14 protein-coding genes are annotated in these 16,410 nt (G+C 69.9%); 10 read left to right on the forward strand and 4 right to left on the reverse strand.

Features of this window, described 5'->3' with window-relative positions:
* Positions 1–112: 112 nt before the first annotated feature.
* The 4 genes from OP79_RS31715 to OP79_RS31730 all read right to left on the reverse strand — a co-directional run bounded on the left by OP79_RS31715 (position 113) and on the right by OP79_RS31730 (position 2,414).
* Positions 113–376 (reverse strand): hypothetical protein, encoded by a 264-nt coding sequence (locus tag OP79_RS31715; protein ID WP_157857389.1) that lies wholly within the window; start codon positions 374–376, stop codon positions 113–115.
* Positions 373–858 carry a hypothetical protein gene (locus OP79_RS31720; RefSeq protein WP_211270901.1) on the reverse strand — a complete coding sequence of 162 codons (486 nt, stop codon included), beginning with the start codon at positions 856–858 and terminating at the stop codon, positions 373–375. Before OP79_RS31720 ends, OP79_RS31715 begins: the two co-directional genes overlap by 4 nt.
* 312 nt (positions 859–1,170) lie before the next feature.
* On the reverse strand, positions 1,171–1,626 hold the full coding sequence (locus OP79_RS57285; RefSeq protein ID WP_245685519.1) for a hypothetical protein: 456 nt from the start codon (positions 1,624–1,626) through the stop codon (positions 1,171–1,173).
* A 95-nt stretch (positions 1,627–1,721) separates the two neighbouring features.
* Entirely contained in the window at positions 1,722–2,414 is a 693-nt protein-coding gene (locus OP79_RS31730; RefSeq protein ID WP_051745071.1) for a class I SAM-dependent methyltransferase, read from the reverse strand.
* A 207-nt stretch (positions 2,415–2,621) separates the two neighbouring features.
* Between OP79_RS31730 and OP79_RS31735 the strand changes: the two genes are divergently transcribed.
* The 10 genes from OP79_RS31735 (at position 2,622) to OP79_RS31780 (ending at position 16,410) form a co-directional block, all read left to right on the forward strand.
* A complete protein-coding gene (locus OP79_RS31735) occupies positions 2,622–3,857 on the forward strand; it encodes an ROK family transcriptional regulator (protein WP_106972525.1) in 1,236 nt (411 codons plus the stop codon).
* 153 nt (positions 3,858–4,010) lie between these two features.
* On the forward strand, positions 4,011–5,342 hold the full coding sequence (locus OP79_RS31740; RefSeq protein ID WP_033325101.1) for an ABC transporter substrate-binding protein: 1,332 nt from the start codon (positions 4,011–4,013) through the stop codon (positions 5,340–5,342).
* A 7-nt stretch (positions 5,343–5,349) separates the two neighbouring features.
* The gene (locus tag OP79_RS31745; protein WP_033325102.1) at positions 5,350–6,309 is read left to right on the forward strand and encodes a carbohydrate ABC transporter permease; all 960 of its coding nucleotides are present in this window, start codon (positions 5,350–5,352) and stop codon (positions 6,307–6,309) included.
* A gap of 5 nt (positions 6,310–6,314) precedes the next feature.
* Positions 6,315–7,235 carry a carbohydrate ABC transporter permease gene (locus tag OP79_RS31750; protein ID WP_033325103.1) on the forward strand — a complete coding sequence of 307 codons (921 nt, stop codon included), beginning with the start codon at positions 6,315–6,317 and terminating at the stop codon, positions 7,233–7,235.
* 6 nt (positions 7,236–7,241) lie between these two features.
* Positions 7,242–8,510: a 6-phospho-beta-glucosidase gene (locus OP79_RS31755; protein WP_033325104.1), complete on the forward strand. Its 1,269-nt coding sequence runs from the start codon at positions 7,242–7,244 to the stop codon at positions 8,508–8,510.
* Positions 8,501–9,487: an N-acetylglucosamine kinase gene (locus OP79_RS31760; protein ID WP_033325105.1), complete on the forward strand. Its 987-nt coding sequence runs from the start codon at positions 8,501–8,503 to the stop codon at positions 9,485–9,487. The genes OP79_RS31755 and OP79_RS31760 overlap by 10 nt, the downstream gene beginning before the upstream one ends.
* 180 nt (positions 9,488–9,667) lie before the next feature.
* Entirely contained in the window at positions 9,668–11,146 is a 1,479-nt protein-coding gene (locus tag OP79_RS31765; RefSeq protein WP_033325106.1) for a hypothetical protein, read from the forward strand.
* A 14-nt stretch (positions 11,147–11,160) separates the two neighbouring features.
* The gene (locus tag OP79_RS31770) at positions 11,161–12,168 is read left to right on the forward strand and encodes a glutamate ABC transporter substrate-binding protein (protein ID WP_033325148.1); all 1,008 of its coding nucleotides are present in this window, start codon (positions 11,161–11,163) and stop codon (positions 12,166–12,168) included.
* 112 nt (positions 12,169–12,280) lie between these two features.
* A complete protein-coding gene (locus OP79_RS31775; protein WP_033325107.1) occupies positions 12,281–13,612 on the forward strand; it encodes a hypothetical protein in 1,332 nt (443 codons plus the stop codon).
* Positions 13,609–16,410 carry a serine/threonine-protein kinase gene (locus OP79_RS31780; protein ID WP_033325108.1) on the forward strand — a complete coding sequence of 934 codons (2,802 nt, stop codon included), beginning with the start codon at positions 13,609–13,611 and terminating at the stop codon, positions 16,408–16,410. Before OP79_RS31775 ends, OP79_RS31780 begins: the two co-directional genes overlap by 4 nt.

Here is a 16,410-nt window from a genome sequence, read left to right on the forward strand (position 1 = left end):
AAGTACGTCCAGTACGAGGGCTTGCACCCGGCACGCCGAGAGCACGCACCGCGGTGACACAGCCGCTCCGCGGCGGGCGCTCCTTGACGGGCGAACGTTACCTGCCGGGGCACTAGGTGGTGAGTCGGCTGAACAGGAAACCGGCCATGGCACGGACTCCAATACCGAGGGCCCGCTCGTCCGCGCCGAAGTCCCGGGCGTGCGGTGTCCCGTTGAGGTCGGCTTCCGGGTTTGCGACGCCGAGAAAGAACATCGCTCCGGGGACGTCCCGCAGGAAGAGTGCGAAGTCCTCGCCGTTGAAGGGGAACGCCGCGTGGAGCACCGTGACGGCGTCGTCGCTCCGGGCTCTACGAACCTGGCCAACGGCAGCCGTCATCTGACCAACGGCTCAGCAAGGAGAACGACGCGATCGGCCTCAGCGTCGAAGCCGAGCACCGGATGGCCATGGCCTCCCTCCGGATCCATCAACACCGGCTTGCCCAGGCTCCGCCCGATCTCCCGCAAGAAGGCGCAGAACGCATCGAGCCGCTCCTGGCCCTGCAACTCCCGCAGATCGACGTCGAAGTCGACCTCATCCATGTCAAGAAAACGGAAGATCGCCAGCACACCAACCGTGGGCCAAACCCGCAGCTCCGGACACTCGGCGTGAGCCGGGCGAGACAGCACGGCCTCCGCCCGAGGCACCGGCAGCACCGTCTCGCCTTCGGAGTACTGACACGTCCAACCCCTCGCCTCGACAAGATCGAGGACTACCTGCCAGTCCTCCACCGAGGCATCCGGAACGCGCACATCCGGCAGCGCCCCCATCAGATCAGGGTCGAAGAAACTCTTCACGTCATCCCACAGCAGATCAGGCACACCACCATGTTCCCCGGCTCCCCACCCCAACGGTTCTGATCGGAGCGCACATGGTTCACGGGAACGACGAGAATCACGGAAGCGCGAGCACCAGACGACGAGGGATTTGCGGGTGGGGTGCTGACGTGGGTGATGCAGCGGCGCATCGTCCTGGCCGAGCGTGTGGAGCAACCGCGCAAGGAACTGGCGGGGGCGGAGAGGCCGAGGTGGCCCAGCTGAATGCCGCTGGAGTGATGATCGGCCAGTTCATCGAGGAGCCGAGCGTGCCGGCAAGACGGACGATGCCGGGAGGGACGCGGCGTGCGGGCACGCTCAGCACCAGTCGCTGTCGTCCCGGTCCGCGACGATCTCGACCTGCAGGGACCCGTCGGTCGGCCCCTCCACCGTCAGATACGCGGTCGTCCCGTCTATCCGCTTGGCGAAGCAGTCTTTCGTCCGGACCCGCCACCCCTCCGCCAGCGCGGCTTTCCGATAGTGCGCGAGGACGCTCTCCCGAGGCTCTCCGTAGGCATAGGACGTCCCGGCGACCACGAACAGATCGTCGTCATCGCACCCCTGATACGGCTCTCCCTCTCCGGCCCCCTCCGGCCGTGCGCCCAGCACGGATTCCCCCGCCAGGACCTCCCCGAGCCTGTCCTCCTCGGCCCGGCACCCGTACTCAAACAGGAAGTACCCCAGCGGCGACCCCACCACAACGAAGGCCGCGGTGCCCAACCCCACTGCGGCCAGCAGCCCGACCAGCGATGTCCCCACCCTGTGTATGCGCATGCCGCGGGACGCTAGCGCACAGGCGGCCGCCGGGGGCGCTTCTGCTCGCGCTGTTCAGGCCGACTCTCTGAGTTGCTGACGCGATCGCTCCCCCGTCAGCCCCGCTCCCCCACCGCTTCTGCCACGCCCACGATGAAGCTCCCGCCCACCAGCCGCACATCCGCCGACCACCCCAACCCCGCGAGATCACCCGTCAGCGTCTCGGGGTCATGGAAGACCTTCACGATGCGATGCCGGCTGCCGTCGTCGAGTTGGCGCACCACCGTGGACGCGGACTGCGGTGCGAGGAATTCCTCGCGCCAGGCCTCGGACGGGCCCTCGTCGATGAAGATCGCCTTGCCCTGTGGGGTGAGTGCCTCGCGGACCGTGTTCCAGAAGGCGGGCAGTCGTGACGGTGGGACGTGGGAGAGCCAGAAGGCGAAGAAGACCGTGTCGTAGCGGCGGGACGGGTGCCAGGTGAAGACGTCGGCCTGGGTGAACAGGACGTTGGGGGATGTGACGCGGGCGCATGCGATGTCCAGTGTCTCCGCTGCCGCGTCGAGCGCGGTCACCGAGTGGGCGCGTGCGGCGAGTGCGGCGGTCCACTGGCCCGTTCCGCAGGCCAGCTCCAACACGTCCCCGGTGATGGGGAGTTCGTCGGTCACGGCCAGCAGGTTCCGTAGGTCCTCGCGTTCGGCATAGCCCCGGTCGTACTCGGGCGCTCTGGCCCGGTAGTAGGCCTGCTGCTCCGCCAGAAGGGCGTCGTCCGGAAGGCCATGGTCCACAAGCGCTTCGTCCTCGCCAGCCATGGGCCGACCCTAGCCGTACAGCCCCACGTAACGACTTTGTTGCCTGGCGGTGGCTGGTATTGACGCCTCTGTGGCCGAAGGCCTACCTTCCACAACCAATAGGAAAGTTTCCTAACAGTGATCGGGTAGAGCCCAGCGAGGTCCCGCATGGACGCCCGCACGTGATCACTGAAAAGCTGGCCGACGGAAGGGCAGGTGACGACAGCGATGGCAGGATCCGCCGGTACCCCGGGCACCCCGCGCGTCCTGCGCGCCATGAACGACCGGGCCGCTCTCGATCTGCTGCTGGAGCACGGGACGCTGTCGCGGACCAGGATCGGCAACCTCACCGGCCTCTCCAAGCCGACTGCCTCGCAGCTCCTCGCCCGGCTGGAAGCCGCCGGTCTCGTCGTCGTGACCGGCACCAGTGAGGGGCGGCCGGGGCCCAACGCCCAGCTGTACGCGGTGAACCCCGCCGCCGCGCGGGTCGCGGGCCTCGACGTCACCCCGACCGGTATCCGTGCCGCGATCGCCGACATCACCGGCAAGACCGTCGGACGGTTCGAACTGCCGACGCCCGGCCGCAGCGCACAGGGCGCCATCGACCGCGTACTGCTGGCCCTCGACGGCGCGGTCAAGGACGCCGGGCTGCACCGGGCCGATGTGCACCGGGTCGTGATCGGTACGCAGGGCGCCTTCGACCCCGCCACCGGCAACCTGCGTTACGCCAGCCATCTGCACGGCTGGCACTCACCCCGATTGCTGGAGGACATGGCCGCCGCGCTCGGCCCCATCCCCTTCGAAGTGGAGAACGACGTCAACCTCGCCGCCATCGCCGAACAGCGCATCGGCGAAGCGCGCGGCTGCGAGAACTTCACCCTGCTCTGGGGGGAACGGGGCTTCGGCGCCGCGGTCGTGATCGGCGGCCGGCTGCACCGGGGCGCCACCGGAGGCGCCGGCGAAGTCGCCTTCCTCCCGTTGCCGGGAGCCCCGCTCGTACGCAATGTCGCCCGCAGCAACTCCGGCGGCTTCGAGGAACTGGCCGGTCGCCGGACCGTGTTGCGCCTGGCCCGCGAACACGGGCTGACGGCCCCACCGGGCAGCGGCGGCGGCACCCTCACCGAGAAGGCCGCCGCGGTGGTCGCCGAAGCGGCTCGTACGGCCGAGACCCCCGGACCGGGGCAGGCCGTGCTCGCAGAGTTCGCCACCCGGCTCGCCACCGGACTCGCCGCGGTCGTCGCGGTGATCGACCCCGAACTGATCATCCTGGCCGGCGGCGTGATCACCGCCGGCGGCGAACCCCTGCGCTCCCTCGTCCAGTCCGAGCTCGCCGAACTGGCCGTTCCCCGCCCCGCCATCCGCCTCAGTACGACACCCGACAGCCCCGTACTGACCGGCGCCCTGCAGTCCGCCCTCGCGGCCACCCGCGACGAGGTCTTCGACACCACGGGTCGCACCCCCTGACCCGTACCACCTGATCCACCATCTCCTGGTCCGTACGGCCGGACCGTACCGCCTGATCCGCGGGCCCCTCGGCCCGCCCCGTCCCTCCCCGCGCACGCCCAATTCCCTTCGCACGCCCAAAAGTTCCCCGCGCACGCCCCAAGGAGTTCCGTCATGCCCAGAATCACCCCCGTACGTCTCGCCGTCGCGGCCACCGCGATCGCCCTGACCGCCACGGCCTGCACCGGTTCCAGCACGTCCGGCGCGACCGACGACGCGAGCAAGCCGTCCACCATCACCTTCTGGCACCCCTGGAGCGCGCCCACCGAGGTCAAGGCGATCGAGGCGAACGTCGCGGCCTTCGAGAAGGCGCACCCCAACATCAACGTCAAGGTCGTCGGCAACGTCGACGCCGACAAAGTCAACCAGGCGCTGCGCGCGGGCGGTTCGAACGCACCGGACGTGGTGGCGTCCCCGGAGACGAGCAACGTCGGCAAGTTCTGTTCGTCGGGTGTCTTCGCCGACCTCGATCCCTTCCTGGAGAAGTCGAAGATCGACACCGCGAAGACCTTCCCCAAGCCGATGCTGGACTACACCCAGTTCGAGGGGACGCGCTGCGCACTGCCGCTGCTGGGCGATGCGTACGGGCTCTACTACAACAAGACGATGTTCGAAGAGGCGGGCATCACGTCTCCGCCCAAGACGCTCTCCGAGTTCAAGGCCGCCGCGGTCAAGCTGACCAAGAGCAAGGGCGGCAGCTACTCGCAGCTCGGCTTCATGCCGAACTTCCACGGCTACGAGGTCACCGTCCCGCACCTCGCGGCGCAGTGGAGCCCGGAGTACTTCACCGCCGACGGCAAGTCGAACGTCGCCAAGGACCCGGCGTTCAAGGAGCTGCTGACCTGGCAGCAGGACATGGTCAAGTCGCTCGGCGGCTTCCAGAAGCTGGAGAAGTACCGCTCCACCTTCGGTGACGAGTGGTCGGCCCAGAACCCGCTGCACACCGGGCAGATCGCCATGAACATCGACGGTGAGTGGCGCGGCGGCATGATGAAGGACGCGGGCGTCGACTTCGAGGTGGGGGTCGCGCCGTTCCCGGTCCCGGACGACCAGGCGGACACATACGGCAAGGGCTTCCTGACCGGCACGATCATCGGCCTCGCCAGCACCAGCAGCAAGCAGAACGCCGCCTGGGAGCTGGTGAAGTACATGACCACGAACACCGACGCGGTCGTCTCCTTCGCCAACGCCATCAACAACGTCCCCTCGACCTTCGAGGCGCTGAAGTCCCCGAAGCTCGAGAACGACGCGACGATGCAGGCCTTCGTCAAGATCGCCGAAAACCCGAACAGCAACACCGCGCCCGCCGCGGTCAACGGCAGCGCGTACCAGGAGACCCTGCAGAACTTCGCGTACGACTACGAGTCCGGCAAGGAGAAGGGCCTGGACGCGGGGCTTGCGAAGGTCGCGAAGCAGATCGACACCGACATCGCCAAGGCGAAGTAGCAGCCCGATGACGATCCTTCACGGCCACTCGGCGGCGCTGCGTACCAAGCGCCGCCGGGAGGGGCTGCGCACGCTGGCGTTCCTCTCCCCCTGGCTCATCGGTTTCAGCGTCTTCTTCGTCTATCCGCTGCTGTCGACCGTCTACTTCTCCTTCATGAAGTACGACGGCTTCAAGCCGCCCACCTTCAACGGGCTCACCAACTGGACCTACGTCTTCAGCCAATATCCCTTCTTCTGGGCCGCGATGCGCAACACCCTGTGGCTCGTGGTGGTCATGGTGGCGGCCCGGGTGGTGTTCGGGCTCGGCGTCGGGCTGCTGATCACGAAGATCAAGACGGGTGCGGGTGTGTTCCGTACCTTCTTCTACCTCCCGTATCTCGCACCGCCCGTCGCCGCGACCCTGGCCTTCGCCTTTCTGCTCAACCCCGGCACCGGCCCGGTCAACCAGGTGCTCGGTGATCTGGGCCTGCCGCAGCCGGGCTGGTTCAACGACCCGACCTGGTCCAAGCCGGCCCTGACGCTGCTCGCGCTGTGGGGCATCGGCGACCTCATGGTCATCTTCATGGCGGCGCTGCTCGATGTGCCCAAGGAGCAGTACGAGGCCGCCGAGCTGGACGGCGCGGGCTCCTGGAAGCGCTTCCGCTACGTCACTCTGCCGAACATCTCGCCCATCGTGCTGTTCGCCGTGGTCACCGGCGTGATCCAGACGATGCAGTACTACACGCAGCCGCTCATCGCCGGTAAGACGGCCAGCGGTGTCATCGGCGCCGGAGCCGGCCAGATCTACGAGCCCGGCTACCCGGGGAAATCCACGCTGACCCTGCCCCAGCTCATCTACAGCCTGGGCTTCCAGCGCTTCGACACCGGCTCCGCCTGCGTGGTCGCCCTTGTGCTGTTCGCTCTGTCCATGGCGTTCACCGCGCTGCTGATGCGCCGCCGCGGCGGCCTGATCACGGTGGAGGACTGATCTCCATGACCCACACCGTCACCACCCGCCCATCTGTCCCCACCAAACCCGTCGGCCCGCTCGGCACGGCCGGCCGGAGCCCCGCGGCCCGTACCGCCCGGCGCAAGGCGCTGCTGCACTGGATCGCCGTGCACTGCCTGGGCATCGCCGCCGCGCTGTTCTTCGTCATGCCGTTCGTGTTCATCCTGCTCACGTCCCTGATGGACGATCGGCAGGCGCTGACCAGCGCCCTGTGGCCGAGGTCCTGGAACTGGGACAACTACGCGAACGTCTGGAACGCTCCCGGCTTTCTGACCTGGTGGCGCAACACCCTGATGTACGCGGGCCTGGGCACCCTCTTCACCGTCATCTCCAGCCTTCCGGTGGCGTACGCCCTGGCGAAGTTCCGCTTCCGCGGCCGGCGGATCGCGACGATGCTCGTCATCTCCGCGATGATGCTGCCGCCGCAGGTGATCATCGTGCCGATGTACCTGTTCTGGGCCAAGCAGATGCACATGACCGGCTCGCTGTGGCCGCTGATCATCCCGATGGCTTTCGGCGACGCCTTCAGCATCTTCCTGCTGCGCCAGTTCCTGCTGACCATTCCGAACGAGTACCTGGACGCGGCGAAGGTCGACGGCTGCGGTGAGCTGCGCACGCTGCTGCGGATCGTCGTGCCGCTGGCCAAACCGGGGATCGCGGCCGTCGCGCTGTTCCAGTTCTTCTACTGCTGGAACGACTACTTCGGCCCGCAGATCTACGCGAGCGACAATCCGGCGGCCTGGACGCTCAGTTACGGACTTGAGTCGTTCAAGGACAACCACCATACGAACTGGAATCTGACCATGGCCGCGACCCTGCTGGTCATGGCCCCCGTGATCATCGTGTTCTTCTTCGCGCAGAAGGCGTTCATCGAGGGTGTCACGCTGACCGGAGTGAAGGGCTGACTGAGCGTGAAACTGGCAGTAGTGGGCGGAGGTTCGACCTACACCCCCGAACTCATCGACGGCTTCGCCCGGTTGAGGGACACCCTGCCCGTCGAGGAGCTGGTGCTCGTCGACCCGGCGGCCGAACGTCTTGAGCTGGTCGGCGGCTTGGCGCGGCGCATCTTCGCCCGGCAGGGGCACGGCGGGAGCATCGTCACGACCTCCGACCTGGACGCGGGCATCGACGGCGCCGACGCGGTCCTGCTGCAACTGCGCGTCGGCGGACAGGCCGCGCGTGAGCAGGACGAGACCTGGCCCCTGGAGTGCGGCTGTGTCGGCCAGGAGACGACCGGTGCGGGCGGTCTCGCGAAGGCGCTGCGTACGGTGCCGGTGGTGCTGGACATCGCGGAGCGCGTACGGCGGACGAATCCGGGTGCCTGGATCATCGACTTCACCAATCCGGTCGGCATCGTGACCCGCGCCCTGCTGGAAGCCGGTCACAAAGCGGTCGGGCTGTGCAATGTGGCGATCGGTTTCCAGCGGAAGTTCGCCGGGCTGCTCGGCGTCGCGCCCGTCGACATCCACCTCGATCACGTCGGGCTCAACCACCTCACCTGGGAGACGGGTGTACGACTCGGGGGGCCCGAGGGCGAGAACGTCCTGCCGAAGCTGCTGGCCGAGCACGGCGAGGCCATCGCCGCCGATCTGCGCCTGCCCCGCGACGTCCTCGACCGCCTCGGCGTCGTCCCCTCCTACTACCTGCGCTACTTCTACGCGCACGACGAGGTCGTACGGGAGCAGCGTACGAAGCCGTCGCGGGCCGCCGAAGTGGCGGAGATGGAGCGGCAGTTGCTGAAGATGTACGGCGACCCGGAGCTTGCCGAGAAGCCTGCCCTGCTCGGCAAGCGGGGCGGGGCGTACTACTCGGAGGCGGCCGTGGACCTCGCGGCCTCGCTGCTCGGTGGTGGGGTGGGAAGTCCGTACCAGGTCGTGAACACGTACAACAAGGGGACGCTGCCCTTCCTGCCGGACGACGCCGTCATCGAAGTGCAGGCGGCTGTCGGATCCAGCGGGGCCACTCCGCTGCCGGTGCCGTCGGTGGATCCGCTGTACGTGGGCCTGATGGCGAACGTCACCGCGTACGAGGACCTGGCGCTTCGGGCCGCGCTGCACGGTGGCCGCGAGCGGGTGTTCCGTGCGCTGCTCGCGCATCCCCTGGTGGGCCAGTACGCGTACGCCGACGCCCTCACCGACCGGTTGCTCGCGCACAACCGGGAGCACCTCGCGTGGGCGTGAGAGCGGGTGTTCTCGCCATCGACGCCGGGAACAGCAAGACCGACGTGGCCGTCGTCGCGCGGGACGGGCGGGTGCTCGCCGAGGCGCGCGCGGGCGGTTTCCGGCCGCCCGTGGTCGGGGTGCGGCAGGCGATGGACACCCTGTCCGAGGCCGTCGACCGGGCCTTCTCCGAGGCGGGGGTCACGGCCGTGGACCACGTGTCCGCGTGTCTTGCCAACGCCGATCTGCCTGTCGAGGAGGAGCAGTTGGCCGCCGCGCTGCACGCGCGCGCGTGGGGCACGAGTGTCGAGGTGCGCAACGACACTTTCGCGATCCTGCGCGCCGGGGTCGCCGAGCCGCGCGGAGTGGCGGTGGTGTGCGGCGCGGGCATCAACTGCGTCGGCATGCGGCCCGACGGACGCATCGCCCGCTTTCCCGCCATCGGCCGCCTCTCCGGTGACTGGGGCGGCGGCGGGGGCCTCGCCGAGGAGGCCATCTGGCATGCGGCGCGCGCCGAGGACGGCCGGGGCGGCCCGACCGTGCTGGCCCGCGCCCTGCCCGCCCACTTCGGCCTCGACTCCATGTACGCGCTGATCGAGGCCTTTCACCTCGGGCATCTGAGGCACGAGCGGCGTCACGAGCTGACTCCGGTCCTGTTCGCCACGGCGGCGGCCGGCGACCCGGTGGCCCGCGCGCTGGTCGACCGGCTCGCGGAGGAGGTGGCGGTCATGGCGAGCGTCGCCCTGTCCCGTCTGGAACTGCTCGACGAGGAGGCCCCCGTACTTCTCGGCGGCGGCATCCTGGCGGCCCGGCACCCCCAACTCGACGACCGGACAAGGGAACTGCTGGCCGAACGCGCCCCCAAGGCCGTACCCCGGGTGGTCACCGCGAGCCCCGTCCTGGGCGCCGCGCTGCTCGGCCTCGATCACCTAGGGGTGTCCGACGAGGTGCACGCGCGCGTGCGGGCGCATTACGAGGGCGGGCGCAGGGAACCGTAGGGTCCTGGATCGCGTATTCATGGTTGCGCTGCGGTACGAATTGCACTGCGATACGAACAAGATCCAGTCTGGGGCTGTGCGATGTCAGTCCTGGCGGGGATACTTGCGGCCGTGCACCTCTTCCCGTGCGTCCTGACGTGCGGGCGGACGTGACGGAGGGATGACCATGGGGGAGGTCAAGTGACATACACGCCGAACGGCGGCTCGGCGCCACCTGGCGCGGGACCGCCCACGATGCCCGCCATGCCGCCGCAGCCAGGTCCACCGGTCGCGGTGCCACCGGCCGCACCCGCCGCGCAGCCCGGCCCTGCCGTGCCCGGCGGGCCCGACCCGACGCCCCCGCGCCGTACGGCCTGGGCGGAAGGCGTCGACCAACTGCGTGCCGCGGCGACGACGGAGCCGGGGCGGCTGCGCATCATCGGTGCCGCGCTGGCCCTGCTCCTCGTGGCGTTCGGCTCGATGACCGCCTGGCAGATGACGGAGCGGTCGGACGCCGCCGACAACGTACTGAACAGCAGCCAGCCGCTGAGCGCCGACGCCGCGCTCATCTACCGCTCGCTCGCCACCGCCAACACCGCGGCCTCCAGCGGCTTCCTCGCGGGCGGCCAGGAGACCACCGAGTCCCGCCAGGAGTACGAGCAGGGCATCAACACGGCCGCGGACAGGCTGATCAACGCGGCGGCCAACTCCGAGCCGGGCTCCAAGTCGGAGGAGACCATCACACGGCTGAACAAGCGGCTGCCCGAGTACAAGGGCCTCGTCGAGCGCGCCCGGTCCAACAACCGGCAGGGCTACCCTCTCGGCGGCGCCTACCTGCGCTACGCCAACGCGAAGATGCAGGTCATGCTCAAGGACGCCGAGGATCTCTACAAGATGGAGAACCAGCGGCTGCGTTCCGACTACGACGCCGCGACGCCCTACCCGTGGATAGCGATCGGCGCCGGCGTCCTCGCGATCGGCGGCCTGGTCTGGGCCCAGCGGCGCAACTTCCACCGTACGAACCGGGTACTGAACCACGGCCTGGTCACCGCGACCGCCGCCTCCACGGTGGTGCTGCTCTGGCTGGTGGTCGGCCACAGCCTCGCCAGGGCAGGGCTGAACGACTCGTACGACCACGGGGTACGTTCGCTGAACGTGCTGAACGACGCCCGTATCGCCTCCCTCAAGGCCCGCGGCAACGAGACCCTGACGCTGGTCAGCCGGGGCGCCGAGACCAAGAAGGTCGACGGCGAGGTCGTGGACGCGTACGACAACGACTACAAAGCGCAGATGAAGGACCTCTCCGCCAAGCTGGCTGCCGCCGAGAACCTCGCCGACGACAGTGCGGGCGAGTCCCCGGTGAAGGGCGCGACGGCCAATATGCAGGTCTGGCAGGACCGGCACAAGGTCGCCCGCAAGGCTGACGACTCGGGCGACTACCAGGGCGCGCTGGACAAGGTGATCGGCTCCAATGACAAGGAGCCGACGGGCCAGTGCTTCGTCAACGTGGACAAGGATCTCGACAAGGCGCTCAAGCATGAGCAGGGCGAGTTCGAGGTGGCGGCCGCGGACGGCAAGGGCGCGATGACGGGGCTTCCGGTGGGCGCCGCGGTGCTCGCGGTGCTGGGCGCCTCGGGTGCGGTGCTCGGTATCGGGCGCCGGCTGTCGGAGTACCGGTGAGAGGGGGCATGACGATGAAGGCACGACGTGTACGGGCCGCTCTGAAGGGCTGGGGCGGCGTCGGCGCGATGGCGGTCGTCCTGGCCCTGACGGCGGTCTTCGCGCTGGTGCTGCCGCTGACGCAGTCCCGAGGGGACGGCAGCACGGGCATCGGCGGCCAGGGTGTGGCCAGCGGCACGCAGACCAAGGCCGAGGAGTGCACCGACCCGCAGGACCAGAGCCTTGCGCCGTCCGGCGACGAGAACGGCGAGACGATCCAGAAGATCCGGGACCGCGGCCAGCTGGTGGTGGGCGTCGACCAGAACAGCTACCGCTGGGGCTACCGCGATCCGAACAGCGACCTGGAGACCAGCGAGCTGGAGGGCTTCGACATCGATCTCGCGCACGCGATAGCGGGCGAGATCCTCGGCGACCGGAGCGCGATCCGGTTCCGCGCCATCCCCACCAACGAGCGGATCCCGGCGATTGAGGACGGCCGCGTCGACATGGTGGTCCGCACGATGACGATCTCCTGCGACCGGCTGAAGGACGTCGCCTTCTCCTCGCCCTACTTCGAGACCGGCCAGCAGGTCCTGGCCCCGAAGACCTCGGACATCAAGGGGTACGACGCGACCCTGGCGAACAAGAAGATCTGCACGGCGGCGACTTCCACCGCCTGGGAGACCCTGGTCGCGGACAAGAAGTCCGGCAAGCTGGTCGCCTCCGCCGACATCAGGACCACCGTGCCCAACCAGCTCGACTGCCTGGTGAGGCTCCAGCTCGGTGAGGTCGACGCCGTGGTGACCGACGGCGCGCTCGCCGCGAGCCAGGCAGCGCAGGACCCGACGGTCGAACTCAAGGGGGAGCCGTTCACGACCGAGTACTACGGAGTGGCGATGAACAAAGACGCCGAGGACCTGGTGCGCCGGGTCAACCAAGTACTGGTGGACTACCGCGAGAACGGCTGGCAGCAGTCGTACGACAAGTGGCTCAAGCCGACCATCAAGAAACCGGCGGGACCACCGCCCGTCAAGTACCAGTAGCCGGAGCCGGGTTCCGGCGGCCAAGCTGATACCACCAACCTGATACCACTGGAGAGTTGCCCGGAGCGCGGGGGAACGCGCACAGGGAACGACTGAGAGCGAGAGGTGATCGATGGGCGTCACGGGACCCTCCGGGCCGGTAATGGACCGGGACGAGGTGGACCGTGCGCTGGCGCGGCTCGGCGCGGAGCACGAGGCCATCGAGACCTCGCTCCTCGCCCTGCAGGACCACGCGGGCCGCAGACTCCTCGAAGGCGCCGAGCTCACGGGGACGACCCGGGAGCGCTGGACGGCCGCCGAGGCGTCGATCTCGCTCCTGTGGACGTACTTCGACGCGTACGCGGACGCCCTGCGCTCCGCGCGTGACGTGCGCTCCCGCAGGCGCTGGCCGAACCGCGACGACCTCGTGGAGCTGACGGAGCTGCTGCGCGGCGAGAGCGTCACGGTGGCGGGCAGCGCCGCCGCGACCGCCTCCGCACCCACGATGGCCGGCACGGGGAAGCTCAGCGAGCGCTTCACCCTGGTCGAACTCGTGGAGCGTATGAACGAGTTGTACGCGCAGTCCCTCGACATGGTCGTCGCCGCCGACGCCGTCTGGTCGGCGCTGCCCGCGCGGATCGACCTGCTGGCCGCGGAGCTGCAGCGCACCCGCCAGCTCGCGCACTCCGTGGGCGTACGCCCCGGGGAGCACCCGGCGGGCGACGACCTGGAGCGGATCACGCGCACGCTGACGTCGCTGCGTGAGCAGGTGGTGTCCGATCCGCTGGCGTTCTGGCTGCCCACACAGGGCAGTTCGGCGCCGGGCGGCGGGCGGCCCGACACCACGCGTTACGACCGCGAGGCGCGCGCGCTGGAGGATGTGCGCCGCGAGATCGACGCGGTGCTGAGCGTGCGGCAGGACGCGGAGGCGCGGCTGGTGAAGCTGCGGGACACGCTCTCGCGCGCGGACCGCACCCTTGCCGAGGCGCGCTCCGCGCGCGGTGAGGTGCTGGCGAAGATCGCCGCATCGGAGGTGCCCGCGGTCAGCGGCCCGCCGACCGCGCTGCAGGAGCAGCTGGCGACGGCCGCCGAGTACCGCAGACACGCGCAGTGGCACCGCCTCTCGCCGCTCCTTGAGGCCCTGGAGCAGAGGGCCGAGGACGAACTCCTGCGCGCACGCGAGTCGTTGACGGCCGTCACCGCGCCGCTCGCGGTCCGCGCGGAGCTGCGCGGCCGGCTCGACGCGTACAAGGCGAAGGTCGCCCGGCACGGCTTCGCCGAGGACCCGCTGCTCGTGGAGCGCTATGACGCGGCGCGCCGCATGCTGTGGAGCGCGCCCTGCGATCTGCGCGTGGCGGAACAGGCGGTGCTGCGCTACCAGCACGCGGCCGCCGACTTGCTGGTGCCCAAGGTCCCCGGCCAGGCCGGCCACGGGGGACCACAGGACCGGAGGGGGGACTCATGAGCGAAGAGAACGCGGGCGAGCGGAAGCAGTGCCAGCGCCCCGGTTGCACGGGGGCGTACGAGGACGTGGGCGGCGGCGAGTTGTACTGCGACACCTGCGGTCTGGCGCCGGTCGTCTCCTCGAGCGGCATGGTCGGCTCACCGCCGACCGGGATCACGGCGGGCGGGAAGGGCTCGCGCGGCTCCGGCCGCGGCAGTGCCAGCTCGCGCTCCAGTTCCCGGTCGTCGTCGCGCTCGGCACGCTCCTCGCAGTCCCGGCGCTCGGTGTCGGGGCGTCTGTCGCGCTCGTTGTCGGGACGGACGTCGGGCCGTTCGGTGTCGGTGCGCAGCTCCGGTTCGACGGCCGGATCCTCCGGCCGCGGCCGGCTGGGCGTCGGCCTCGTCCAGGTCCCGGACGTGCCGCGCCCCGATCCGCGCGCGATGGTCCAGGAGAACCCCGAGGTGCCCGAGCGCAAGCGGTTCTGCTCGCGCTCCGACTGCGGGGCGCCGGTGGGACGTTCGCGGGGTGAGAGGCCGGGGCGTACGGAGGGTTTCTGCACCAAGTGCGGCCACCCGTACTCGTTCGTGCCGAAGCTGGGCGCGGGCGACGTCGTGCACGGCCAGTACGAGGTGGTCGGCTGCCTCGCGCACGGCGGGCTCGGCTGGGTCTACCTCGCCGTGGACCGCGCGGTGTCCGACCGCTGGGTGGTACTCAAGGGCCTGCTCGACACGGGCGACCAGGACGCGATGGCCGCCGCGATATCGGAGCGTCGCTTCCTCGCCGAGATCGAGCACTCCAACATCGTGCGGATCTACAACTTCGTCGAGCACCTCGACCAGCGCACGGGCTCCCTCGACGGCTACATCGTCATGGAGTACGTCGGCGGCAAGTCCCTCAAGGAGATCGCCAACGAGCGTCGTACGCCCGCCGGGAAGCGTGACCCGCTGCCGGTGGAGCAGGCCTGCGCGTACGGCATCGAGGCGCTCGAGGCACTCGGGCATCTGCACAGCCGCAACCTGCTGTACTGCGACTTCAAGGTCGACAACGCGATCCAGACCGAGGACCAGCTCAAGCTGATCGACATGGGCGCGGTGCGCAGGATGGACGACGACGAGTCGGCCATCTACGGCACGGTCGGCTACCAGGCGCCGGAGGTCGCCGAGCTCGGCCCGTCGGTCGCCTCCGACCTCTACACCGTCGCCCGTACGCTCGCGGTGCTGACCTTCGACTTCCAGGGCTACACGAACGTCTTCGTGGACTCCCTGCCCGACCCCGACAACATCGAGGTCTTCCGCCAGTACGAGTCGTTCTACCGGCTTCTCGTACGCGCCACCGACCCCGACCCGGCCCGCCGGTTCGCCTCCGCGCAGGAGATGGCCGAGCAGCTGACGGGCGTCCTGCGCGAGGTCGTGGCGCTGCAGACGGGCCGCCCCCGCCCCTCGCTGTCCACGCTCTTCGGACCCGAACTGAAGGTCACGGACACGGAGTTGTTCGGGCGGCTGGACGGGGATGTGTCGCGGCTGGGAGCGCGGGCGGTGCCGGTGGGACGGCGGCGCCGGGTGCTTGTCGGGGCCAACGGGGGCCGGGCGCTTGCCGCGGGCAACGGGGGTGCAGCCGTTTCTTCAGGCACCGGAGGTGCCGCGCTGGTGGGCGGCGGAGCCGCTAACGCTCTTGGCGCCGGAGGCGCCGGGCAGGCGGGCGGTCCTGGCGCCGGAGGCGCTGGCGCTCTCGGCAGCGGGGGCGCCGCACCGTCCGGCGGCGCAGCCGCCAACACTTTCGGCGCCGGAGGCGCCGGGCAGGCAGGCGGCGGAGCCGCCAATGCCGCCCCCGCCCACAGCGCAGTCGGCGCCCTCGCGCCGCCGCCGACCGCCCTGGTCAAGCCCGTCCAAAGCGCGGCCAGCGCCCTCGCGCTGCCGGTCCCCCGGGTCGACCCCGGCGACCCGAACGCCGGTTTCCTCGCCGCCCTCATGGCGTCCGCGCCCGCGGAGCTGATCTCCGCGCTGCACGCGGCGCCCACCGGCTCCCTGGAGCTGCGGCTGCGCGAACTGCGGGCCCGCCTGGAGATGGGCGAGCTGGAGAGCGCCACCGGGACACTCGCGGCCCTGGAGGCGGACCACCCCGACGACTGGCGGGTGGTCTGGTATCGCGGGGTCGCCGCGCTCGCGACCGGCGACCACGAGGTGGCGGCGCTGTCCTTCGACGCGATCTACGACGCGTTCCCCGGCGAGCCCGCCCCCAAGCTGGCCCTCGGCCTGTGCGCGGAGGTCCTCGGGCAGCTGGACAACGCCGCCGAGTACTACCGCCTGGTGTGGACGACCGACCCGAGCTATGTGAGCGCGGCGTTCGGACTGGCCCGCGTACAGCTGGCGGCGGGCGACCGGCGGGGGGCCGTACGGACCCTGGAGTCGGTGCCGGAGGCGAACATCCATTACACGGCGGCCCGCGTCGCCGCCGTACGGGCACGACTGCGGCACCGCATGAACGCGGCGCCGGACGCTCAGTTCCTGGACGACCTGACCGCGGCGGCGAGCCAGATCGAGGCGCTCGGCGGATACGGTCTGGACGCGGTCCGCCGCGAGCAGTTGTCCACAGAGGTCCTTGGCTGCGCCCTGGACTGGGTACTCTCCGGGAGCCGGGGTTCCGCGCCACCGAGCACACCGGCGCGTACCGTACTGCTCGGCAGTGACCTGGACGAGCGAGGCCTCCGTTTCGGTCTGGAGCGCTCGTACCGGACACTGGCCCGGCTCGCCCAAGGTGGCGAGGAGAGGATCGATCTGGTGGAGCGCGCCAACCGCTACCGCCCCCGGACGTGGGTGTAA

Origin of the sequence: Streptomyces yerevanensis, from assembly GCF_000716805.1 — a bacterium.
GTDB lineage: Bacteria > Actinomycetota > Actinomycetes > Streptomycetales > Streptomycetaceae > Streptomyces > Streptomyces flaveus.

Excerpts from the sequence above, each read along its gene's own strand:
- OP79_RS31715 (WP_157857389.1), bottom strand. The coding sequence starts at position 376 with ATGACGGCTGCCGTTGGCCAGGTTCGTAGAGCCCGGAGCGACGACGCC.
- OP79_RS57285 (WP_245685519.1), bottom strand. The coding sequence starts at position 1,626 with ATGCGCATACACAGGGTGGGGACATCGCTGGTCGGGCTGCTGGCCGCA.
- OP79_RS31730 (WP_051745071.1), bottom strand. The coding sequence starts at position 2,414 with ATGGCTGGCGAGGACGAAGCGCTTGTGGACCATGGCCTTCCGGACGAC.
- OP79_RS31735 (WP_106972525.1), top strand. The coding sequence starts at position 2,622 with ATGGCAGGATCCGCCGGTACCCCGGGCACCCCGCGCGTCCTGCGCGCC.
- OP79_RS31740 (WP_033325101.1), top strand. The coding sequence starts at position 4,011 with ATGCCCAGAATCACCCCCGTACGTCTCGCCGTCGCGGCCACCGCGATC.
- OP79_RS31745 (WP_033325102.1), top strand. The coding sequence starts at position 5,350 with ATGACGATCCTTCACGGCCACTCGGCGGCGCTGCGTACCAAGCGCCGC.
- OP79_RS31750 (WP_033325103.1), top strand. The coding sequence starts at position 6,315 with ATGACCCACACCGTCACCACCCGCCCATCTGTCCCCACCAAACCCGTC.
- OP79_RS31770 (WP_033325148.1), top strand. The coding sequence starts at position 11,161 with ATGAAGGCACGACGTGTACGGGCCGCTCTGAAGGGCTGGGGCGGCGTC.
- OP79_RS31775 (WP_033325107.1), top strand. The coding sequence starts at position 12,281 with ATGGGCGTCACGGGACCCTCCGGGCCGGTAATGGACCGGGACGAGGTG.
- OP79_RS31780 (WP_033325108.1), top strand. The coding sequence starts at position 13,609 with ATGAGCGAAGAGAACGCGGGCGAGCGGAAGCAGTGCCAGCGCCCCGGT.